Genomic DNA, 22481 nt, shown 5'->3' on the forward strand with positions numbered 1-22481 from the left:
GCGGGGTCAGCCGTGGCGGACCACCGTGCTGACGAAGAGGGTGTCGGTGCCGCGGGCGTCGGCGCCGGCGGCGAGCTCGGTGCCGGGCCAGGTCAGCTTGACCGGGTGGGTCTCACCGGGCGGGGTGACGGTCATGGTGGTGACCTTGGCCCCGGTGTGGCCCTTGGGGGCGGCGCGGTACCAGACCGTGGCCATCACGCCCTGGGCCTTGGCGAGCGTCACGGTGGCGGCCTGGTCCCGGCCACGGGGCACGGAGGTGGCGCCCTCGCTGGTGACCAGGTCGACCCCGGGGAAGCCGCTCAGGGTGCAGGTGTCGCCCTTGTTGACCAGGGAGACGGTGACGGCGGACAGGTCCGGCAGCGGCGGCTTGGCGTAGCTCACCGAGACGTCGGGGATCAGGTTGGCCGTGGTGCAGGCGGCGACGGCTCCACCGGCCGGGGCCTTGGTGCCCGAGGCCGGGGCGGCGGCCGGGGCGGACGCGGCGGCGGGAGCGGCGGGGGCGGCGGGGGCGGACGGCGCGGCGGCGGGAGCGGACGCGGTCGAAGGGGCGGCGGCCGCCTTGGCCGGGGTGCCGGCGTCGTCCTGGCAGGCCGTCAGGGTCAGGCCCGTCACGACCAGCACCGCACCTGCCGCCAAAGCCCGCTGAACACGCATCTAAAGAACTCCCCGAGAGTGGTGGTGCGCGGCGATCCAGCCGCGCTGCAGCAGAAGCGTCACACGGCCCGATCCGGCCCGTCCAGCCAATGCCGACGGCCGGGACGAACCTGTGAAGGTGTCCCGGCCTTGTCACGAAGTTGCTGGTCAGATGGCTAGGCGGCCTTCGGGAAGGCGGCCTTGAGCACCGCGCCGTGGGCGAGGATCGCCACCCGCACCACCGGCAGTACACAGACGGCCTGCAGTCCGGCGAACCAGAGCGGGCAGACCCCGGGGATCAGGTCGACGCCGACGATCGCGATCGGCATGACCAGGGTGAGCTTGGCGATCCGGTCGTAGGACTGGCGCGAGCCCGCCTCGGCCTTGCCGACCATCCGGAGCAGGATCAGGGCCACAACAGGCAGCAGCGCTGCCCGGACCCACATGAACGGGATGACCGTCTGGCCGCTCAGCGCGACCGCGAGGACCACCAGGATCCCGGCGACGCCGAACCCGGCGTAGATCTTGAGGCTCTGCTTCGCCGCGGCGAAGACGGCGTGGGTGCGGGAGTCGAAGGCAGCGGCGGTGGTGGCGTTGTCGAGAACTGCAGTCGTGTTTTCCATGCCTCAGACGCTACGGAGCTCCCGAGCCCGTCGGTATGCGTCCAGGCGTACATAGGGGTGGGGCTACCCCTACTCCCCGGGCGCAGCCGACAGGGTGGGGTGGTGCACCGGGCAGAGTAGGAGTGCGACCCGACGAGCGGAGGACGGAAACGATGAAACACCTGGGAGCCTGGCTCGCGAGCGCCGCCGTCGGCTTCGTCCGGGCCTGCGCCGGTGCGGCGGTGTGCCTGCTGCCCGCCGCGCTGTGGGCCGGGGCGGTGGGGCTGGGCGTGCTGTCCGGCCCGGCGAACCCGTGGTCCTGGCTGGCACCGGTACTGATCACGGCCGTGGGCACCTTCGCCCTGGCCCGCCCGGTCTGCCGGGGCGTGCGCGCCCTGGTCGCCCGCTGGACCGGCACCGAGATCCCCGCCGGGTACCGGCAGGCCGGCCCGGTGACCCAACTCTCCACCGGCTACTGGTGGAACGGCTTCTCCTACGAGCGCACCCGCTGGGAGGCCGTCGCCGACCAGCGGATGCGGCTGCGCTGGAGCGATCCGGCGATCTGGCGCGACCTGCGCTTCGCCCTGCTCGCCCCGTTCACGGCGGGCCTGGTCGCCGCCGTCCCGCTCGCCGCGCTGGCCGCCGCCGCGTACTGGCCGGCCGGCACGGTCGCCGGACCGGTGCTCGCGCTGGCCACCGCCCCGTACGCCTGGCGGGCCGTCAAGCCGGTCGCGCTGCGCCTCCTGCGGCCCTCCCCCGCGATGGCGCTGGCCGAGCGGGTGGACGAGCTGACCGCCCAGCGCGCGGACGTGACGATCGCCCAGGCCGCCGAGATCCGCCGGATCGAGCGCGACCTGCACGACGGCGCCCAGGCCCGGCTGGTGGCGCTCGGCCTCTCGCTCGCCACCGCGCTGCGGCTGATGGACAGCAACCCGGAGCGGGCCAAGTCACTCATCCGGGACGCCCAGGCCGGCGCGGCCGCCTCACTGGCCGAACTGCGGGAGCTGGTCCGGGGCATCAGCCCGCCGGTGCTCAGCGAACGCGGCCTGGTGGACGCCGTCCGGGCGCTCGCCCTGGACCACCCGCTGGACGTGACCGTGACCGCCACCGGCAAGCTCCGGCTGGACCCGCCGATCGAGTCCGCCCTCTACTTCGGCATCGCCGAGCTGCTCACCAACGCCGTCAAGCACGCCGGGGCCGCCAAGGCCCGGATCTCACTCGTCCGGGACGACACCGCCCTGGTGGTGACGGTCGAGGACGACGGCCGCGGCGGGGCCGAGGCCGGGCCCGGCAGCGGGCTCTCCGGGCTGCGGCGGCGCCTGGCCGCCTTCGACGGCACCCTGGATCTCAGCAGCCCGCCCGGTGGGCCGACCCGAGCGACCATGATGGTGCCATGCGAATCCTTGTAGCCGAAGACCTCTTCCTGCTGCGCGACGGCCTGGTCCACCTGATCGAGGCCTGCGGGCACGAGGTGGTGGCCACCGCGAGCACCGGCCCCGAGACGCTGGAGGCACTGCGCGCCCACCGCCCGGACGTGTCGGTGATCGACGTGCGGATGCCGCCGACCCAGTCGGACGAAGGCCTTCGCGCCGCACTGACGGCCCGCCAGGAGATCCCGGGCCTGCCGATCCTGATCCTCTCCCAGCACGTCGAGCAGCTCTACGCCCGCGAGCTGCTCGCCGACGGCTCGGGCGGCATCGGCTACCTGCTCAAGGAGAGCGTCTTCGACGCCGACCAGTTCATGGACTCCCTGGAGCGGGTCGCCGCCGGCGGCACCGCGATGGACCCGGCCGTCATCGCCAAACTCCTCTCGGCCGGCTCCCCGAGCCGGGGCCTGGCAAAGCTCACCGAGCGCGAGCACGAGGTGCTCGGCCTGATGGCCGAGGGCCTCTCCAACGCCGCCATCGGCCGCCGCCTCTTCCTCAGCGAAAGCGCGGTCGGCAAGTACACCACCTCCCTCTTCGGCAAACTCGGCGTCTACGACGACCAGGACACCAACCGCCGCGTCCGGGCGGTGCTCACCTACCTCCACCAGTCCTGACCCCTCCCGGCACTGGGCCAGTTCCCCGCGCCGCTGAAGTGGTGTCTCACCTGCCGCCGGCGGGCCTGAGTTCGCGGCGGATGACCAGGCGCAGTCCGCTGTAGGTCGCGTCGATCGCGCAGACCTTGTTGTCGACCAGGCCGGTGGGGAGGGCTACCTCGCGGATGGTGTCCTCGCCGAGGTCAGTGGGGACTTTGGAGGCCTTCTTCGGCCAGGCGATCCAGAGGCCGGCGGCGGGGCGCATCACGGCACGGAACTCCGCCAGGCGGGATGTCAGCTCGGCCCGGTCGGCCGGGTACCAGACGGCGACGTCGAACGGGCCCAGGGTGTGTCGAACGGGCAGGTCGAGCCCCGGGTCGCCGCCGATCACCACCACCTCGCTGTCGGGCCCGATGCCGAGCTTGCGGGGCAGCGGGGTGGCGGAGTAGCCGGCCATCGGGGTGTCAGCCGTCGAGTTCGGCGAGGAAGTCGAGGGTGCCCGCCCAGGTGGCCTCGGCGGCTTCGGCGTCGTAGTCGGGCAGGTCGGGGTCGGTGAAGAGGTGGCCGGCGCCGCGGTAGCGGTGGACCTCGACGTCGGCGCCGATCTTCAGCATCCGCAGGTACCAGGTGTTCAGCCAGTCCTCGGTCTCGAACGGGTCCGGCTCGGCCACGTGCAGCTGGACCGGCACCGAGGTCGCGGCGTCGTCCCGGATGTCCGAGGTGCCGTGCAGGAGCAGCAGCCCGGCGGCCTTCTCGTCGGCCAGCGCGAGGTTCTGCGCGAGCGCTCCGCCGAGCGAGAACCCGGCGTAGACGACTGGCGGCAGCCCCGGTGCGAGCAGCGGCACCGCGGCCGTCACGGCCCGCCGCAGCAGCTCGTCCGTGGTGACCTCGTCCTGGTACGCCTGGCCCTCCTCGACGCTGTCGAACACCTTCCCGTCGAACAGGTCCGGTACCAGCACCTGGTGCCCGGCCCCGCGCAGGCGCTCGGCGGCGGCGTGCACGGCGGGCCGCAGGCCGTAGGCGGAGTGGAAGAGGACGATCTGGGCCACGGGGCATTTCCTTCGGTCGGGCTGCTGAACTCCCATCATCGCTCATCGGAGCCCACCGGCACTGTCAGTGGGGCCGGGCAGCATGGGGCCATGACCACTTCCGTGAAGGGCCCCGCGAGTTACTTCCCGTCCATCGAGCAGAAGTACGGCCGCCCGGTCGCCGACTGGCTCGAGCTGATCGGTTCCTCCCCGCTGACCAAGCACATGGAGCTCGTCGCCTGGCTCAAGACCGAGCACGGCCTCGGCCACGGCCACGCCAACGCGCTGGTCGCCCACGCCCTGAAGGCCTAGGAGACGACGTCCTTGCGGGCGAAGCCCCGGAAGGCGAGTGCCAGGAGCACCATCGCGTACGACACCGAGAGCGAGGCGCCCTGCAGCATGCCGCCCCACTCCAGCTGGGGCTGGAGTGCGTCCGCCCAGGCGTACTGCCAGTGGGCGGGCAGCCACTCGCGCAGGGAGCCGAGGGCGGTGATGGCGTCGAGCACTCCGGTGATGATGGAGAGGAAGACGGCTCCGCCGACGGCGCCGAGGGGGGCGTCGGTGGCGGTGGAGAGCCAGAAGGCGAGCGCGGCGATGACGAGTTCGCTCAGGAAGACGAAGACCACCGCCAGGGCCAGCCGGGGGACGGCCTGGGTGGCTGGCAGGCTCGCGCCGGTCGGCAGCCGCAGGTCGCCCCAGCCGTAGGCGGCCGTGCCGACGGCCAGGCCGACCAGGGGCAGCAGCACGATCGCCGCCGCAGAGAAGGCCAGGCCGACGGTGAACTTGCGCGCGAGCAGCCGGGCCCGGGGCACCGGGGCGGCCAGCAGGTAGCGGAGCGAGGACCAGCTGGCCTCGGCCGCCACGGTGTCCCCGCAGAACAGCGCGACCGGGATGACCAGCAGGAAGCCGGTGCCCATGAAGAGCAGGGTGGCCGCGAAGTTCGGGCCCGAGGCGGTGGCCAGCTCGATGAAGGTGGTCCGGTCGGGCCGGCTCGGCGTCCCGCCGATCTGGAAGGCGATCAGCACGATGACCGGCAGCGCGGCCAGCACCCCGCCGATCACCATCGTCCGGCGCCGCCGCAGCTGGCGGACGGCCTCCACCCGCAGCGGCAGCGTACGACCGGCCCGGTAGCCGGGAGCAGCGGCGGCACTCATGCCGTACCTCCGATCAGGGAGAGGAAGGCGTCCTCCAGGCGGCGGTGCGGCCCGGCGGACTCGACGGGCACCCCGAGGGCGACCAGCTCGGCCACCAGCCGGCTGGCGGGCAGGCCGTCGAGCTGGACGAGCAGACCGCGCTCGGCCACCACGACCGATCCGACGCCCGGCAGTTCGGCCGCCTTCTCGGCGGCGGCCGCGAGCTGCTCGGGGCCGTACGCGGCCGGGGTGCCGATCAGCAGCTGCTCGCCGTGGCCGACGATCTCGGCCACCGGGCCGGCGCTGACGAGGCGCCCACGGTCCATCACCACCAGGTGGGTGCAGCTCTGCTCGACCTCGGCGAGCAGGTGGCTGGAGACGATCACCGTGCGGCCCTCGGCGGCGTAACGGATCATCACCTCCCGCATCTCGCGGATCTGCGGCGGGTCCAGCCCGTTGGTGGGCTCGTCCAGGATCAGCAGATCGGGCAGGCCGAGCATGGCCTGGGCGATGGCCAGGCGCTGCCGCATGCCCTGGGAGTAGGTGCGCACGGCCCGCTCCAGTGCCTCGCCGAGGTCGGCGATGGCCAGCGCCTCGTCGAAGTGGGCGTCCTCGGCGGGGCGGCCGGTGGCCTCCCAGTACAGGTGCAGGTTGGCCCGGCCGGTCAGGTGCGGCAGGAAGCCCGCGCCCTCCACGAAGGCGCCGACCCGGGAGAGCACCGGCGCGCCCGGCCGCACGGCGTGCCCGAACAGCCGGATCTCGCCCGCGTCGGGCCGGATCAGGCCCATCAGCATCCGCAGCGTGGTGGTCTTGCCCGCGCCGTTGGGCCCGAGCAGGCCGAGCACCTGGCCCTTCTCGACCTCGAAGGACAGCTCCCGCACCGCGTACCGGTCGGCCGCCTTGCGGTAGCGCTTGGTCAGCCCGGTGATCCGCAGCGGCACCTCGGCCAGCTCCGGATCCGGCGCCGGGGTCTTGCGCCGCCGTCCGGCCAGCAGGGCGACCCCGACCAGCACGGCGAGCAGCGGCAGCAGCCAGACCCGGGCGGGCAGCGGGGCGGCCTCGGTGCGCAGCTGGGCCACCGTCGGCGCGGTGAGCTCGCCGCTGACGGAGATCCTGTACGTGGCCGGCTCGGCCGGGGAGGCGTACCCGAGGTCGGTGGTGGCCACCACCAGCCGCAGCCGGTGCCCGGCGGGGAAGGCGTGGTCGACGGCGGCCAGCCGGACGGTGACGTCCTGGCTGCCCGTCACCCGCAGTGGCGCGACCAGCTGCTGCGGCAGGCTCTGCTTGCCGTCCGGCGCCAGGTCGTACAGCTTGGCGAACAGCACGGCGTCCGGCCGGTCGGCGCTGACGTGCAGCCGCACCGTCGGGGCGCCGGTGAGCTGGAGCGGCTCGGCGAGCGGCGCCGAGTCGAAGCTCGCGTACTGGCCGGGGAAGTCGATGCTCAACCCCACCCCGAGGGCGCTTGCCTGGGAGAGGGCGCCGCCGATGCCGGGCAGGGCGGAGATGTTCGGCGGGGCGCCGCCGGGCGGGTTGCTGACGGTCTGCGCGCCGCCGGTCAGCGGGTACGTACGGGTGGCGGTGCCGCCCAGGCCGGGGTAGTCGTCGGAGTCGGCGCCGCGCAGGACGGCCTGGAAGCCGGTGGAGTCGACGCCGCCGGTACGGGTGACGCGGAAGGCCGGGCCGGTGTCGTTGCCCTTCTGCCGCAGGTAGTGGTCGAACCAGGCGGTGACGCGGGCGTCGGTGCGCTCGCTGCCCTCGGTGCCGCCGTCGTGGCCGCCGGCGAACCAGTCCACCGCGACGGGCGCGCCGGTCCTGGCCACCGCCTTGGCGATGGCGTCGCCCTGGTCGAGCGGGAAGAGCGAGTCCTGCTGGCCCTGGATCACCAGGGTGGGCTTGTTCAGCCTGTCGGCGACGGAGGACGGGCTCGAGCGGGTCAGCAGCTGGACGGCGGCGGCGTCCGGCCGCCCGGCGGTGGCGACCCGGTCGTACATCGCGCACAGCTCGTCCAGGAACCGGCCGCAACCGGGCGGGCCGGCCGCCGCCTTCCGGGGCCCGGTCAGATCGCCGGCCGAGCCGGTGGTGAAGAAGATGCCGGCCCAGAGCTTCTTGAACACCCCGTCGGAGTCGCCGGCCGCCTGCGGGAAGAGCGCGTCGGCCAGGTTCCACCAGGTGATCTGGCTGGCCACGGCGTCGATCCGCGGATCGTACGCGGCCCCGAGCAGCGCGGCGCCGCCGCCGTAGCTCGCGCCGGTGATGCCCACCCGCGGGTCGCCGGGCCCGTCCAGCTGCACCTCGGGCCGCTGGGCCAGCCAGTCGACCAGGTGCTTCACGTCCGCGATCTCGCGGTCCGGTGCGTCCAGCCCGATCTGCCCGGTCGAGTGCCCGAAACCCCGCGCCGACCAGGTCAGCACGGCGTACCCCGCCCGCGCCAGCTGCCGGGCCCGGTCGGCCTCGCCGTCCTTGCTGCCGCCGAAGCCGTGGGCCAGCAGGATCGCGGGCCGCGGCGTACTGCCCGTCGTGAAGAACGCCGTGTCGATCTTCACCGTCGCGCTGCTCCCGGGCACCTCGGGCATGCTGAGGAAACGGTCCTCCTCCCGCACCGCGGCCGCCTGCCCCCGCCCGACGGCCACCACCACCCCGACCAGGGCCACCGCCAGCACGACCAACCCGACCAGCCACCGACGCCGCAGCAGCCCACCCAGTCTCATGGTCACCGACCATACCTGGGGCTCGAACGATTCAGGGGCGCGGGGAACGGCGGCTCTTCACGAGCAGGGCTCGGGAGAAGCGGTCCACCGCTGTGGTGGTGTTGCCGGGGAGGTCGACCGCGAGCCAGGCGTGGTAGACGTCCGGGCGGAACTCGGCCGTCAGGAGCCAGCCACTGCGGACGTAGGTCGTCGGGGCGCTGTTGCCGGAGCCGTCCGTACCGTCGATCCGGCCCGCGTAGTGGCCGGCGCCCTTCGTCATCACGTCCGCGAAGGTGTTGGCCAGCGGGGCGAGCTTCGCCGCGGTGATGCCGTACCGGCCGCTCAGGTAGGCCCGGTAGAGCCCGGCCGCGTCCAGGCTGCCGTGGTCGTTGTCCTCCTTGCCCCCGTCCAGCGGGGCGTACGCCCAGTCGTAGGCGGGGTGCCCCTTGGCGTCGGTGTAGGTGCGGACCGCCTTGAAGAACCAGTCCACACTGGCCTGCACCAGCTGGTCGTACCGCTTCACCCGCTGCGGGCTGTCCGCGAGCAGCTCGTGCGCCACCGCCAGGTTCTGGAAGGCGTAGTCGAACATCATCTGCTGGTTCCACGGCACCGGCTGGCCGCCCTTGTACGGCGAGTCGGCGGCGAAGTACTGCTTGCCGCCGCGCGAGACGTCGAGCAGCCGGGCCAGGATGTGGTGGTCCACGGCGGTGTCGGCCTCGGCGACGTACCGCTTGGCCCGGTCGAGGTAGGTCGCGCCGTACTTGTGCGGGTCGCCGCCGGTCACCGGGGCCTTGGCCAAGGCCGGCGTCTGCAGGATCAGACGGGCGCAGTTGGCCAGGTGGCCGACGGGGTCGCCCTGTTCGCCGCCGGTGCCGATCGGCTTGGTGGTCACGTCGTTGGGCCAGGCGGGGTCGGCCTTGCCGGTCCAGAGCACGTGGTGGCCGACGGGTGCGGGCGCGAGGTCGTTGCGCTCGGAGAGCACGGCGTCGCAGTAGCCGATCATCCGGTCCAGCACCGGGCGGTCGTGGCCGAGCTCGTAGACCACCCCCATCGCCTTGGTCTCCTCGCCGCTGTGCCCCTGGGCCCAGTTGTTGCCGATGTTGTCGGCGGCCGGCTCGAGCCCCTGCACGTACCCGCGGAACGACGAGATCTCAGCGGCCGTCACCGCCCCGTCCGGACTGCTCAGCCGCATCGGCCCGGCTGCGGCAGGCACCACCGGAGCCACCGACACCGCGGGGGCCGCCGGATCCACCGAGCCCTCCGCCTCGGTGCTCACCGCCACCGCGCACACGCTCAGACAGACCAGCGCCGCACTACCGACCAGCAGCTTCCCGGCCGTGCTCTTCCTGTGCATCCGTCAGGCTCCCTCGTACCGCGGACCACCTGACGGCCCGACACGAAGCCACTACGACTACCACCCACCACCCACCACCGCGAACCCCCCACCCCCACACTCTGCCCCTCCGGGCAACCGGATCACCACCTCGAGGGCGGCCGTCAAAAGGCATGGCCAGGGGGTGCGGGGCTCGGCCATAGTGGCGGGCATGGCCTCTCTCGTACGACACACCACCATCGACTGCGCCGACGCTTACACCCTCGGCTCCTTCTGGGCCCAGGTGCTCGACGGCTCGCTCGCCGAGGACGACTTCCCCGGGGACCCGATGGCGCTGCTGAGCTGCTCCAACGGCGTCCAGCTGCTCTTCATCACCGGCCCGGACGCCAAGACCGTCAAGAACCGGATCCACTTCGACCTGCAGCCGCAGGACCGCACCCGCGACGAGGAGGTCGAGCGCCTGCTCGCCCTCGGCGCCACCCAGGTGGACGACCAGCGGCGGCCCGACGGCACCGGCTGGGTCGTCATGGCCGACATCGAGGGCAACGAGTTCTGCGTCGAGCGCAGTGCCGCCGAGCGGGCCGCCACCGAGACGGCCTGACGCACCGTCAAGATCCGCCCCTGGCAGGAACCGGACGGTAGCGATCCGGCCGGATCGGCCGCGCGCCGGACCTGCCCGGGGCGGTCGCGTACCGCGCCGCTTCCCCTCCGTACGTAGACGGACCCATGGCGCGATCTTCACCCCGGCTCGTTGACCATGAACATCCTGTGCCCAAGGCTTTCGCGCAGCCCGCACAGATTTTCGCAACGTCACCACGATTGCTTCACATGCGGGCAGACCTGTTTCCTCCCCCGAAAGGAACGGCCCGTGCGCCGCATCGCCTCCGTGTTCGCCGCCGCCCTGCTCGCCGGAGCTGCCGCCCTCGCCACCCCCGCCACCAGCGCGAGCGCCGCCACCCCGGGCCCGGGCGGCGTCGGCAGCTGCGCCTGGACCGGCCTGAACACCGCCACCTGCTCGGGCCTCGACCCGATGCAGACCTGGGCCCTCGCGGGCCAGTGCTCGGCCTACGACTGGAACACCCAGCAGACCTCCTACTACCCCTTCTACAGCGACTGGGTCACCGGCAACACCAGCAACAGCGGGTTCTGCGGGTGGGGTTCCCTGATGTGGTCCGACATCGCCTTCGGCCCCGCCGTCCCGGCCGGCCCGGTCGGCCAGATCACCGGCTTCGTGGGCAAGTGCCTGGACGTCCAGATGGGCAGCACTGCCAACGGCACCCCGACCCAGACGTGGGACTGCCTCGGCAACGTCAACCAGCGGTGGAAGGTCGGCGCCGACGGCACCTTCCGCGCCGTCGGCAACTGCCTGGACCCGCAGAGCGGCAACACCGGCAACGGCACCCCCGTGGTGATGTGGCACTGCAACGGCGCCATCTCGCAGCAGTGGAAGCTCCGGGGCGACGGCTCGCTGGTCAACACCAAGTCCGGCCGCTGCCTGGACGTCACCGGCGTCTCCACCGCCAACGGCGCCCGCATGCAGCTCTGGGACTGCCTCGGCACCGCCAACCAGAAGTGGAACCTCCCCGCCTGACGCCCCCCCGTCCACCCTTCCGAAAGGACCCCCCGTGCGCCGCACCTCCACGCTGCTCGCCTCCGCCCTGCTCGCCGGGGCCGCCGCCCTCACCGCGCCCACCGCCGCCAACGCCGCCACCCCGGGCCCGGGCGGCGTCGGGAGCTGCACCTGGACGGGCTACAACACCGTGGCCTGCTCGGGCCTCGACCCGCAGCAGACCTGGTCCCTCGCGGGCCAGTGCTCCGCCTACGACTGGAACACCAACACCTACAGCTACTACCCCTACTTCAGCGGCTGGGTCACCGGCAACACCACCAACTCCGGTGCGTGCACGTGGGGAACGCCGACCTGGCGAGACATCGTGTTCGGCCCCGCCGTCCCGGCCGGCCCGGTCGGCCAGATCACCGGCTACGTCGGCAAGTGCCTGGACGTGCGAGGCGGCAGCACCGCCGCCGGGACGCCGACCCAGATGTGGGACTGCCTCGGCAACGTCAACCAGTCCTGGAAGGTCGGCGCCGACGGCACCATCCGCGCCCTCGGCAACTGCCTGGACGTCCAGGGCGGCCGGACCGGCAACGCCACCCCGGTGCAGACCTACCCCTGCAACGGCACCGGCGCGCAGCAGTGGCGCCTGCGGGCCGACGGCTCGCTCCTGAACCCGCAGTCCGGCCGCTGCCTCGACGTCCTGGGCTTCAACACCGCCAACGGCACGGTGCCCGGGATCTGGGACTGCGACGGCGCCGCGAACCAGGTCTGGCACCTCCCCGCCTGATCCACCCCCCGGGGCCCGGCCGTCACTCCGGCGGCCGGGCCCCGGACCTGCTACTCCACGGTCCAGCCGATGTGGCCGATCCCGGTGCTGTAGAAGGCGCAGGTGCCGGAGGACTCGCCGACCTCGCCGGGGGCGACGGTCGCCGAGTTGCCGGTGACGTCCGGGGCCCAGCCGCAGGTGATGTCGGCGTGGAAGGTGATGGTCCCATCGGTGTTGTTGGAGCAGTCGACACCACCGTGCAGCGGGTCGTTGTTGTGGATCCAGGTCGTGCAGTCCAGCCCGGCGAGGCGCGAGGAGGCCGGTGCCGGGCCGGCGGCCCCGGCAGGCAGGGCGGGCAGCAGGGCGAGTGCGGCGGCGAGGACGGCGGCGGATGCGACGGAACGCTTCAACGATGCTCCTGGTGAATGGTGCTGACGTACTGCCAGGTGTCTCCCCGCCCCACTTCGGTCGCACACTGACTCTTTCGAGTGGCCTCGGCCTCCACGATCCGGATATACCGGGGCGCTAGGGTACGAATCCCCCGGATCCGTCGAGGTGCACCGTGTTCTGGCCGCTCACCACCCTGCTCGGCATCCTGGCCGTCACGCTCACGCTGGGCTGGGTCGTCGACCGGACGCTGCAACGGGTCGCCGTCCGGCGGCCGGACGACCGGGTCTGGCCGCTGCTGCGGCGCTGCCGGGTGCCGCTGCAGGTGGTCATCTGCGCGGCGCTGCTGCTCACCGCCCGTCCGCTCGAGAAGCTGCTCGGCCTCGAGGGCGACGGGCTGCACCACGCGGTGCTGCTCGTCCTGATCGCGGGCCTCGGCTGGCTGACCGTCCGGGTGGTGGCAGCCGGGCTGGTCGCCTTCCTCAGCCGGTACGAGAGCCGGTTCGAGAGCCGGGCCGAGGACGCCGCCCGGCTGCAGCGGGTGCACACCCAGATCAGCGTGCTCCGACGGGTGGTCAGCGCGCTGATCGCGGTGGTGACCGGCGCCGTCATGCTGCTGACCTTCGACGCGATGCGCACCGTCGGCGCGAGCCTGCTCGCCTCGGCGGGCATCCTCGGCATCGTCGCGGGCATCGCCGCCCAGTCGGCGCTGGGCAACTTCTTCGCCGGCCTGCAGATCGCCTTCGGCGACACCGTCCGGATCGGGGACACCGTGGTGGTCGACGCCCAGCAGGGCACGGTCGAGGAGATCACCCTCACCTACCTGGTGGTCCGGCTCTGGGACTACCGCCGGCTGATCGTGCCGGTCTCCTACTTCGTCTCCAAGCCCTTCGAGAACTGGACCCGCCGCGACCCGGGCCTGCTCGCCTGGGTCACCCTCCACCTGGACCACACCACGCCCGTCCCCGAGCTGCGTGCCGCCCTGCACGGGCACCTGGGCAAGAACCCGCACTGGGACGGCCAGGAGTGGCACCTCCAGGTCACCGACACCACCCCGTCCACCGTGGTGGTCCGGGCCGCCATGACGGCCCGGACCCCGGACGCGGCGGCGCTGCTGCGCTTCGAGGTCCGCGAACACCTGGTCGCCTACCTGCGCGACACCCACCCCACCGCCCTCCCCCGCATCCGCACGGGAGAGGGCGAGTGAGACGTCGTCACTGCCTGAGCGTCATCAGCTGCCAGGCGATGTCTCCGCGCGCGATGGCCGCGTTCAGCTCGCTGATCGCGCTGTCCGGCAGCGGTTCACCCTGGAGGCCGTCGATCTTCCCCTGTGCTTCCAGCACGGCGTCGTTCGCCTTCTTCAGGCGGTTCTCGATGGGCTTGCGGAACTTCGGGTCCGCCTTGGCGAGGTCCGCCTCCGCGGTCGTGACCGCCTTCTGGGCCGTGGCGAGCTTCTCCGTCCAGCCGTCGAGCTCCTTCTGCGCGCCCTTCACCTCGGCGCTGAAACCCGCGGTCCTGCCGACGCCGATGGAGGTGATCCCGTCCTCGTTCTTCTCCCGGCCACCGTTGGCGAGGAAGATGTCGCCGACGGACGGACGGGTCTCCCCGCCCGGTACGAAATCAGGCCGGTAGAGCGCGATCAGGTGCGTCTCGCGGGACTTGTTGGTGATGTAGCCCTCCGAGTACTCCTGAGTCGGCGAGAAGCCCTGGAAGGCCGGACCCTGCTTGAAGCTGGCCGTGGCGAGGCCCTCGAACTCGGCCCTGGTCATCGCCCGGTACATCGGGGCCGGGTCCCCACCGGGTATGTCCTCACGGGTGTAGCGGGTGCCGTCCTTGCCGCCCAGGCCGAGCGGGCGGCCCTTCAGCCCCTGCTTCATCGCGGTCTCCACGTCCTGCATGCGCTGCTCGGCCACCGGGTCGCCGGCCACGTACGGGGTGAAGGCCTCCTCGTCCTTCTTCTGCTTGTCCTTCTTTGCCATGCCGAACTCGGGCGCGTCCTCGCCGAACATCGCCGGGTCGTGGACCCCGCCGGGGACGTGCTCCTCGTGCGGGCCCGTGGTGGCGGCCCAGACGTGGTCGCTGTTGCCGAAGCGCGGGGGGATCGGCTGCTCGTGGACGGTCCGCACCGTGCCGGTGGAGGGGTCGGCCCAGCGCAGGACGCCGTCCTGGCCGTGGATCAGGGTGAGGGCGTGGCCCTCCTTGCCCTGCTTGCCGAGCAGGACGGTGGAGAAGGTGCCGGGGCCGCCCTCCTCGACCTGCCTGACCAGGGCCTCGATGCCGTGCTTGCCGTCGCCGAAGGAGCGCGGGGGCTCCGCCCGCTTGAGCAGCGTCCAGGCGGCATCGGCCTCCGGACGGTCCGTCAGCGGGACGTCCGACGGACGCGGTCGCCCGTAGTGGGTGTCGCGCAGCGCCTCGGCCGCCTCCAGGCAGCTGTGCAGGCTGCTGCCGTCGAGGCTCTGCTCGTGCGGGTTGACGGCCTTGAGCAGCTTCTCGGTCGGCTCCGGGAAGGGCTGCCTGCCGGTGAGCTGCTCGACCGCCTGCCGCTGCTCGGGCGTCGGCGGCTTGAGGCCGCGCTGCTCGCGTACCAGCGTGGTGCGCTCGTACGCCTCGGTGCGCCGGAACTTGGCCTCCGGCTCTCCCTCCGCCCCGCGCTTGCGGCTGCCCTGCTCGGGCTCGGGCTCGGGCTCGGCATGCGGCGTCCCGTGCTCCGTGTGCTCGGGCCGCACCGGGCCGAACCGGAGCTCCTGGCCCTGGCCGGCGGGCGGCGGCGGGGACGGCTGGTCCTCGTGCTGCTGCGGGCCGGCCTCCTCCCGGTGGCCCGGGGGCGGCGGGGACGGCAGGTCGTCACCGCCCGGGTGCGAGCCGTCGAGGTGGATCTCCTCGGGAGCCGTCGGCGGCGCGGGCGACGGGTTGTCGGCCTGGGCGAGAGCGCGGTCGAGGACGTCGCGGATGGCGGCCGGGTCAGGGCGCGGGTTGCCGTGCCCCGCGAACCAGTCTGCCAGCCGCTCCGCGACCGGGCCGGTGTGCCGGTCCTCCGGTTCGAGGTAGGCGAGCGCGTCCTCGGCCACCGACTTCACGATCGACTGATGGAAGTCGGCCACCGGCATGTCCGTGACGTTCGGATGCCCGTTGAGGACCGAGTCCGCGATGTCGTAGGCGTTCAGGACGCCCGGGTCGTCGGGCTGGGTGTGCGGCAGCTCCGCCTGGTCCTGGCGCTGCCGGACGTGCAGGTACTCCTGGCCGCCCCAGTGCGTCCGGTCGTGCGTGGTGAACTCGCCCGTCCGGTCGTGGAAGAGCCGGTCGGTGCCCGCGCTCGCACCCGGCTCGAAGCCGCCGATCCAGTGGCCACCGTCCTTGAGCGAGTCACCGACCCGGTGCACGATGTCGGACTGGCTCAGCCGGGCGCCCGAGGCGTCCCTCCACTCGCCGAACCAGGAGTCCTTCTCCATCAGGAAGTCGAACTTCCTGTCGGCGCCGGGGCCGCTGCCCTTCAGGAACTCGTCGTACGTCTGGGCGTGGTAGCGCACGTCCATGACGCGGTTGTTGTTGGCGTCCGTGACCGAGAAGTGGGTGCCGTCCTGGCCGATCGGCTCGACGGTGACCTTGTGGTCCGGGCCGTACCTCTCCAGCTTCTGCTTGATGACGGCGCCCGTGCTCTGCAGGAACTGGGTCCGGTCCGGCACGTTCGGGTCGGTCGAGACGATGGTCAGGTCCTTGGTGCCGGTGGTGAACAGCGCGTGCTCGATGTCGGCGTCACCACCGAGGTAGAGCAGCGAGCCGCCACCGTGCTCCCCGTGGGCCAGGCCCTCGTTCAGGCGGACCATCGGCCCGTTGCGGTCCTGCATGCTGCTGCCCATGAGCCAGCGGCCCATCTCGCGCGGCTCCACCCAGTCGGGGTGCGAGCCGAGCTGGCGGTCCACCTCGGGCGTACGCTCGGCGCCGCCGAAGAGGTACTTGACCGTGTCGGCGGAGGCGCCGTTCTGCATCGCGTGCACCAGCTCGCCGCTGCCGTCCGAGTGCAGCTCGTGGCCCAGGTGGGCGCCGAGCACCTGGTCGAAGTTGCCACCGCTCCCGAGCACCTCCCGCACCCGGTCGGCCGACCCGGCGTCGGGCGCGCCGAAGCGCTGCTCCAGCCGCTCGAGCACCCGGTCCGGCTCACCGCGCAGGTCGAGACCGGCCTTCTCCAGCGCGCTGCGCTCCCCGCTCCGCTCGTTCACCGGCTCACCCTCGCCGGGCGGCGCGGGGGACGGCAGATCGTCGTCACCGGGGGGCGCGGCGGACGGCTCGTCGTCACCGGGTGACGACGAGCTCTCCTCGGACCGGGTGTTCAGCGGGTCGCGGATCCACTCCTTGACGGTGTCCCAGTGGTGCTCGGCGATGGCCTGGTGCACCTGGTCCGTGCCGTTCCCGGCGGTGAAGTGGTACTCCATGTCCTGCGCGGCGGCGTCGGCCCGGGCCTTGGCCTCGTTGAACGCCTTCTCCGCCGTCTTGAACTTCTGGAAGGGCTCCACGAACTCCGGCGTGCCCTTGGTGAACTTCTTGGCGTTGGCCGCGGCCGTCTGAGCATCCTTCTTCGCGGCCGCGAGCTCCTCGTTGGCCTTCGCCAGGCGGGCGTCGGCAGCGTCGAAGTGCTCCTGGGCGGCCGTCCTGCTCGCCTCGGGGACCTTCTTGAGGTCGAGCTGGTTGAACTCCTCGCGGGTGAGGCCGATCGTGTCGTTGTGGTCCCGCATCAGCTTGCCCAGCAGCGGCGGCACCTCCCGCGCACCGGTCCGGTCGGTCACCAGAGCGGCGAACCGGGCGAACTCGGGCTTCTGGTCCTCATCGGCGATCATGTCGGTGAGCTCACGCCTGACGTGGCCCGGCCGGAGCGGGGGGTTCGGCTTGCCGTCGGGGTGCGCGATCTCCCCGCCGGCCGCCACCCGCTCGGCCGACCCGCTGATGACGTCCCGCAGCTCCTTGCTCGCGCCCAGGTGCTCCAGGGAGACGTCCACGAAGTCGTTGAACTCCTTGAGGTTCACGCCCGGGTCGCGCGAGCCCTTGGGCTTCTTGCCCTTGGGGTCGGACACGTAGAAGTGCATGTTGTCGACCTCGGCCAGGTGGTGCTCACCCGTCAGGATCCCGTTGTAGTGCGACTTGTCCAGCGGTGCGTCGGTGGACTGCGACTCGGCGCGGTGGTTGAGGAACTGCGACGCGTTGTCGTGCGTGCGCGGCCGCCCGTCCGGCGGACCCAGCTTCGCGAACAGGGTGGCCAGGGCGTTGTCGACCGTCATGTGGGAGCCGACCTCCTCGCCCGGCTTGCTGCCCTTGGCGAAGGAGTAGTGGGAGAAGGAGTGCTCTTCCTGGTCGAAGTGCATGTAGAGCTTCTCGGTCGTGCCGTTCTTGCTCTTGTGGTCGATCGTCTCGACCAGCTTCTCGTCCTGGCGCTTCAGGTTCACGTCCGTCGGGTGCGCGGTCTCCGGGCGCCGGTTGCCCTCGAACAGCTCGTCGACCGTCTTGGGCTCCAGCTCCCTCACCGTGAACTTCTGCTGGCCGTTCTCGTCGAGGGCCGGCCTGCGCTCCGGGGCCTGCTGGCCGCCCTTCTTGCCCGACTTACCGCCCTTGGGCGGTGCGACCTCCTCGAACTGGGGCGTGTGCTCCGACACCGGGTAGCGCCCGTCGGCGCCCCGCTCGGAGACGACCAGGTGGCTGCCGTTCTCCAGCGGGATCTTCACCGTGGGCGGCTGCTCGTCCCCGGTGTGCTGCCAGTCCTCCAGCTTGGTCTTCGTCTGCTCCTTGAAGGCCCAGTCGAGCATCTCCTGACGCTTCCCGGCCGGGACCTCCGCGAGCTCCGGCCGCGGGGTGCTGGTCGGCGGCGCGGGCGAGGGTCCGTCGGAGGAGTCCGCGTCCTCGTGCGGCCGGCCCTCGTGCGGCCGGCCCTCGTGGGGCTCGTTCTCGCGCGGCTCGTTCTCGTGCGGCTGGCTCTCGTGGTCGGGCGCCTCGTGCAGGGGCGTCTCGTGCTGGCCCTCGGCCATGCGGAAGAAGTCGCCGACCCCGGACACCGCCTCGGTGTGGTGGACCGGGTTGGCGCGTCCGCCGGTGTGAGCGGCGAGCGGATCCTTGCCGTACAGCTGCTCCAGCAGCGGGTGGAGGGCCTGCTCGTGCTGTCCGGCCCAGTGGGAGCCGTTGTTGCGGTCCTGGCCGGTCAGTGCGTCCTTGCCGTGGTTGGTCGACAGGTAGGAGTTGGTGACCTGGGCGAAGTACTCCTTCTCGTCGGTGGAGCTGTAGTTCTCCTTGTCCCGGCCCCTGGTGTCCTGGCGCGGCCCGTCCGCCCACTCGGCGGTCCGGTCGGAGTCGTTCCTGCGCTTGTTGTTGAACGACTCCGTGATGAGCTGCTTCTCGCTGGGCGACAGCCCGTACTTGTGGATCGCGTGGGCGAACTCGTGCGTCGTGCTCGAGTACCCGTCCGCGAAACTGCCGGTCCTGCCGATGGTGGTCTTCTCGCCGAGCAGGTTCTCCTCGGTGATGGCCACCTTCTTCCGGTCACTCACGCCGCGGATGTCGTCCCAGCTGCGGCCCAGCCCGGACTCACCTTCGGCGCCCTTGCCCTTGAGGCGGTCGAACGCGGGCACGTCGGTCATCCGGACGTCCTTGGGGACGACCACGACCTCCACCCCGTTCCGGAGCATCCGCTCGGCGACATCGGGGTTGCGCAGCATCCGGGCCAGCTGCTGCTGGGCCTCGTGGCGGGACGCGCCGCCCTGGACCGTACGGGGGTCGACCTCGACCAGCAGGTGCGCGGCCGACTGGGCGAACTCGTCCGGCGTCGAGTGCTTGCGCAGCTCGGCGACGAACTCCTTGTCCGTGGCGAGCTTGCGCCGCTCCTCGGGCTTGAGGTTGCCGAGGGTGTGCAGACGCTCCTCCTGACCCATCGTCGGCACGTCGCGCTTCGGCTCGACCGGGGTCTCAGGGGTGGTGTGCTCGCGGGTGGCGAACTCGTGCCGGCGCTGCTCCTGCTCCTGCTCGCGACGGCGCTGCTCCTGGGTGCGGAAGCGGCTGCCACCGGCTTCGGTGCCCGGCTCGGTACGCGGCCGCGGGGCCGAGGCCTCGGGCTTGGGCCCAGTGGTCTCCGGCCGGGGCGCGGTGTGGTTGCCGCCACCGGTTCCGGAGGAGCCGTGCGGCACCGAACCGGCCGGTGGTACCGGGCCGAACTGCGGCGGCACGGAGGCCTGCTGACCGGAGTTGGCGGGCGCTTCGGCGGTCGGCGGCACGGCGCCGTCGGGCGTGACATGGTCACCCGGCGCCGGGCTCTGACGCGGCGGGGCGGAGGACACCCGGGTGCCGCCGTCGATGTGGGTGGTCGGGTTGGCGCCGGTGCCCAGGTGGGCGCCGGCCAGCGGGTTGGTCGGCACAGCGCCGCCCCCACTGTGGCTGCCGCTGCTCGGGGCCGGGCCGTCGGAGGAGGAGCCCGAGGACTCGTGCGGACCGCTCGCCGGCACGTACTCGGGAGCCTCGTGGGTGACGCTCTCCGGGGCCGGCTGGTGGGTGCTCGGCTGCTCGTGCGAAGGCTGCTCGTGCGGGGCGGCGACGGTCTCCTCGTGGTTCGGGCCATCGACGTTCAGGTACTCCAGCGGCCCGTCGTCGTCGTGGCTCTGCTGCTCGTGGGACGGGCTCTCGTGGGACGGCTGCTGGACGTCGGGGTTCGCGTGCTCCTCGGGGCGAGGGCCCGCCTGCTCGTGCGGCGGCTGGGCCTCCGGTCCGCCGTGCGACGTCTCGTCGTACGAGGGCGCAACGTGCTCCTGGTTGCTGGGCTCGTGCGCCACCGGCTCCGGGGCCGGGGTGTGCTGACCGTCGTGGCGGCCGGCCGTGGACTCGTGCGGATCGTCGTCGACGTCCAGGTAGTCCAGACCCTCGGCCTTGGCTGCCTCCTTCGCGGACAGCCGGCGGTCGTCCTGGCCGTCCTGCGACTGCCGGTCGTGCGACTGCTGCTCGGACGGCGGGTTCTCGTGCGAGGGCTGCTCGTGCGAGGCCTGCTCGTGCGAGGCCTGCTCGTGCGAGGGCTGCTCGGACGGACGGTTGGAGCCCAGGTCGGAGCCGCCGCCGGAGGAGGAAGACGGGCGGTCCGAGCCGAACGGGGCCAGGTTGTTGCTGTGCTCCCCGCCGCCGGACGCCCCGTCAGGGCCGTGGTAGGTGCTGTTGTCGGAGCTGCCCTCCGAGCTGCTCGGCGGGCCGTCCTGGCGGCCGCCCGAACCGGACGGCACCGGATCGCCGATCTCGCCGTGCGGGGTCGACGGCGGGGGACCGTCCTGACGGCCGCCCTCACCCGGCGGCACCGGATCGCCGATCCCGTGCTCGGGCGCGAACTTCGGCGGGCCGTTGAAGTGGTCGCGGACGCCCTGCGCACCTGCGTGCAGGCCCACACCCGCGCCGCCGGAGAGACCGGAGCCCAGCAGGCTGCCGGAGTCGACCTTGCCGGTCAGCGTGAGCTGAGTCAGGACATCGGTGCCGACACCGGTCGCAGCGCCATGGGCCATCTTTGCGCCGAGCGAATCCATCCCCTTGCCCAGCAGCTTGCCACCGGCCGCACCCAGCCCCTTGCCGAGCACGTTGCCGAACGCGCCGGAGAGAGCACCGCCCTTGAACGAGTCGCCGAGCTCCTTCGTGTCGATGCTCTTGCGGTGGCCCTCGGCGAGCTCGATGGTCTGCGCCATCAGGTTGATGGCACCCATCTGGACGGCCATCTTGAGCGCGTGCATGGCGACTTCCTGGAGCAGCTTCTTCAGGATGCCGCCGATGGTCGCCTTCCCAGCGGCGATCATGGCTGGGATCTCCAGCAACGAGAGACCGGCCGTGCCCACGGCCTCCGCCTCTGCTGTGGCGATCTCGAAGGCCAGGATGCCGAGCTGGGCCACGATCTGGATCTTCGCGGTCTCGGCCGAGTTGGCCATGGCTTCCAGCATGTCGCCCATGCCACGGCAGGCCTTGACCGTGCCCGGGAAGTAACCGGGGTCGTCCTCGGTGCCCTTGCCCGTCGTGAACTTGGCCCAGCCCTGGGCCGCGGCCTCGGCACCGGTGCCCTTCTGGCCGTCCAGGGCGTTCTTCATCGCCGTGTCGGCGGTCTGGGCGGCATGTTCGATGCCGTCAGCGGTCTTGCGCCAGTGGTCGGCCATCGCGCGCAGCTGGTCTTCGTCGGCCTCGGGCCAACGGGTACCGGCCAGCAGCAGCAGGACCCACTGAAGCGGCTCGGGGAGTTCAACAGCCATGGTGGGTCAGTGCCTTCCGCTGGTGCTCGTGTGAGGGAGCGTGATGCTCGGTGAAACCGGGATGTGGACGGGCGGGGTGTACGTGGGCGGCGGGGTCGCGCCGATCTGACCGCCCCCGGAGCCGCCCTCGCCGCCGGCGAAGCCGCCGGTGGAGAACTGCTCGGAACTGTCGTAGCCGTCGGCCATCGTCTTCAGGTTCGCGGCGACCCCCTCGAGCGCCTGCGCCAGGGACTTCACGCCCTTCTGGCTTTCGGCGCTGTAGTGCAGGTAGCCCTTCTCCCCCTCGGAGAACTTCTTGCCGGACTCGTCCTTCCCCCAAGGAGCGTTCGACTCCATGCTGGTGAGGAAGGAGGTCAGCGAGGTGCCGAGCTCGGAGAGCTGCTCCATCGCGGCGAGGATCGGGTTGATGGCAGCCCGGTACTGGTCGGCGTTGACCTCGAAGCCCTGGCCTGCCCCTCCCCCGCCGCCACTCCCGCCCGCGGGCTGGTTCTGAGCAGCGGCACTACGGGCAACCGAGTCGGGCTGCGTGCGGTTCAGGTCCCGCGAAGGGACACCCGCTTCCGTCGACTCCGCCGGCGTCAGCCCGTCCTTCCGCACCATCTGGGCGGGCTCCACCGGGTTGCCGGACGCATCATGCATCGGCACACCCGCCGTCGCCGGCACCGAACTCAGCGGAACCCCCGACTCCTTCGGCACCGCAGCCGACAGCCCGTCCTTCGGCACCATCTGAGCAGGCTCCACCGGCCCACCGAACGCATCATGCATCGGCACACCCGCCGTCGCCGGCACCGAACTCAGCGGAACCCCCGACTCCTTCGGCACCATCCGCGCAGGCTCGACACCGTCCCCGAGCAGACCCCCCGGCGAACCGGCTCCCCCGACCGTATGAGCGGGAGTCACATCACTGTCGAAGGGCACCCCGTCGCCCACATGGCGCGCCGGGACCGTGTCCCCGCCCAACGGCATCCCCGCGCTCACATGCTGCGCCGGAACCGTATCCCCGCCCAACGGCATCCCCGCGCTCACATGCTGCGCCGGAACCGTATCCCCGCCCAACGGCATCCCCGCGCTCACATGCTGCGCCGGAACCGTGTC

General features: G+C 72.3%; 17 protein-coding genes. 7 read left to right on the forward strand and 10 right to left on the reverse strand.

The genetic code is table 11. The features are described from left to right. Positions 1 to 6: 6 nt before the first annotated feature. Together ABT095_RS22165 and ABT095_RS22170 are read right to left on the reverse strand one after the other, a co-directional pair. Positions 7 to 654: a DUF4232 domain-containing protein gene (locus tag ABT095_RS22165; RefSeq protein ID WP_350531193.1), complete on the reverse strand. Its 648-nt coding sequence runs from the start codon at positions 652 to 654 to the stop codon at positions 7 to 9. A 155-nt stretch (positions 655 to 809) separates the two neighbouring features. Continuing rightward, entirely contained in the window at positions 810 to 1256 is a 447-nt protein-coding gene (locus ABT095_RS22170; RefSeq protein ID WP_350531194.1) for a hypothetical protein, read from the reverse strand. A gap of 152 nt (positions 1257 to 1408) precedes the next feature. Here ABT095_RS22170 and ABT095_RS22175 point away from each other — a divergent pair, with 152 nt between their 5' ends. Next, positions 1409 to 2644 carry a sensor histidine kinase gene (locus tag ABT095_RS22175; RefSeq protein WP_350531195.1) on the forward strand — a complete coding sequence of 412 codons (1236 nt, stop codon included), beginning with the start codon at positions 1409 to 1411 and terminating at the stop codon, positions 2642 to 2644. Continuing rightward, positions 2629 to 3276 carry a response regulator transcription factor gene (locus tag ABT095_RS22180; RefSeq protein WP_350531196.1) on the forward strand — a complete coding sequence of 216 codons (648 nt, stop codon included), beginning with the start codon at positions 2629 to 2631 and terminating at the stop codon, positions 3274 to 3276. Before ABT095_RS22175 ends, ABT095_RS22180 begins: the two co-directional genes overlap by 16 nt. 46 nt (positions 3277 to 3322) lie before the next feature. Here the strand turns inward: ABT095_RS22180 and ABT095_RS22185 are convergent, their stop codons facing one another. Together ABT095_RS22185 and ABT095_RS22190 are read right to left on the reverse strand one after the other, a co-directional pair. After that, positions 3323 to 3712, reverse strand: a complete 390-nt coding sequence (locus tag ABT095_RS22185) for a DUF3052 domain-containing protein (protein WP_350531197.1) — start codon at positions 3710 to 3712, stop codon at positions 3323 to 3325. A gap of 7 nt (positions 3713 to 3719) precedes the next feature. Continuing rightward, positions 3720 to 4340 carry a dienelactone hydrolase family protein gene (locus tag ABT095_RS22190; RefSeq protein WP_350531198.1) on the reverse strand — a complete coding sequence of 207 codons (621 nt, stop codon included), beginning with the start codon at positions 4338 to 4340 and terminating at the stop codon, positions 3720 to 3722. Between the two features lie 54 nt (positions 4341 to 4394). On the opposite strand from ABT095_RS22190, the gene ABT095_RS22195 reads away from it, so the two are divergent. Next, complete coding sequence (locus ABT095_RS22195) at positions 4395 to 4595, forward strand: DUF4287 domain-containing protein (RefSeq protein ID WP_350531199.1); 201 nt, start codon at positions 4395 to 4397, stop codon at positions 4593 to 4595. Here ABT095_RS22195 and ABT095_RS22200 read toward each other — a convergent pair. From ABT095_RS22200 to ABT095_RS22210, 3 genes are read right to left on the reverse strand one after another with little or no spacing between them, the layout of a single operon-like run. Further along, positions 4592 to 5437, reverse strand: a complete 846-nt coding sequence (locus ABT095_RS22200) for an ABC transporter permease (protein WP_350531200.1) — start codon at positions 5435 to 5437, stop codon at positions 4592 to 4594. The two genes, ABT095_RS22195 and ABT095_RS22200, sit on opposite strands and share 4 nt — an antisense overlap. Continuing rightward, positions 5434 to 8124 (reverse strand): alpha/beta fold hydrolase, encoded by a 2691-nt coding sequence (locus ABT095_RS22205; protein ID WP_350531201.1) that lies wholly within the window; start codon positions 8122 to 8124, stop codon positions 5434 to 5436. Before ABT095_RS22205 ends, ABT095_RS22200 begins: the two co-directional genes overlap by 4 nt. A gap of 31 nt (positions 8125 to 8155) precedes the next feature. After that, positions 8156 to 9457 (reverse strand): hypothetical protein, encoded by a 1302-nt coding sequence (locus tag ABT095_RS22210; RefSeq protein ID WP_350531202.1) that lies wholly within the window; start codon positions 9455 to 9457, stop codon positions 8156 to 8158. Between the two features lie 190 nt (positions 9458 to 9647). Here ABT095_RS22210 and ABT095_RS22215 point away from each other — a divergent pair, with 190 nt between their 5' ends. From ABT095_RS22215 to ABT095_RS22225, 3 genes are all read left to right on the forward strand, one after another. Continuing rightward, the gene (locus ABT095_RS22215) at positions 9648 to 10037 is read left to right on the forward strand and encodes a VOC family protein (protein WP_350531203.1); all 390 of its coding nucleotides are present in this window, start codon (positions 9648 to 9650) and stop codon (positions 10035 to 10037) included. Between the two features lie 267 nt (positions 10038 to 10304). Continuing rightward, positions 10305 to 11027, forward strand: coding sequence for an RICIN domain-containing protein (locus ABT095_RS22220; protein WP_350531204.1), 723 nt, complete (start codon positions 10305 to 10307; stop codon positions 11025 to 11027). A 34-nt stretch (positions 11028 to 11061) separates the two neighbouring features. Beyond that, on the forward strand, positions 11062 to 11781 hold the full coding sequence (locus ABT095_RS22225) for a ricin-type beta-trefoil lectin domain protein (RefSeq protein ID WP_350531205.1): 720 nt from the start codon (positions 11062 to 11064) through the stop codon (positions 11779 to 11781). Between the two features lie 50 nt (positions 11782 to 11831). On the opposite strand, the gene ABT095_RS22230 is transcribed toward ABT095_RS22225, so the two are convergent. Then, entirely contained in the window at positions 11832 to 12170 is a 339-nt protein-coding gene (locus ABT095_RS22230; RefSeq protein WP_350531206.1) for a hypothetical protein, read from the reverse strand. A gap of 152 nt (positions 12171 to 12322) precedes the next feature. Here ABT095_RS22230 and ABT095_RS22235 point away from each other — a divergent pair, with 152 nt between their 5' ends. Next, complete coding sequence (locus tag ABT095_RS22235) at positions 12323 to 13354, forward strand: mechanosensitive ion channel family protein (RefSeq protein WP_350531207.1); 1032 nt, start codon at positions 12323 to 12325, stop codon at positions 13352 to 13354. 7 nt (positions 13355 to 13361) lie between these two features. On the opposite strand, the gene ABT095_RS22240 is transcribed toward ABT095_RS22235, so the two are convergent. Together ABT095_RS22240 and ABT095_RS22245 are read right to left on the reverse strand one after the other, a co-directional pair. Beyond that, positions 13362 to 21386 (reverse strand): WXG100-like domain-containing protein, encoded by an 8025-nt coding sequence (locus ABT095_RS22240; RefSeq protein WP_350531208.1) that lies wholly within the window; start codon positions 21384 to 21386, stop codon positions 13362 to 13364. A gap of 6 nt (positions 21387 to 21392) precedes the next feature. Continuing rightward, the coding region (locus ABT095_RS22245; RefSeq protein ID WP_502884961.1) for a WXG100 family type VII secretion target at positions 21393 to 22481 on the reverse strand (1089 nt) is incomplete at its 5' end.

The organism is Kitasatospora sp. NPDC002227 (assembly GCF_040296285.1).
Taxonomy (GTDB): Bacteria; Actinomycetota; Actinomycetes; order Streptomycetales; family Streptomycetaceae; genus Kitasatospora.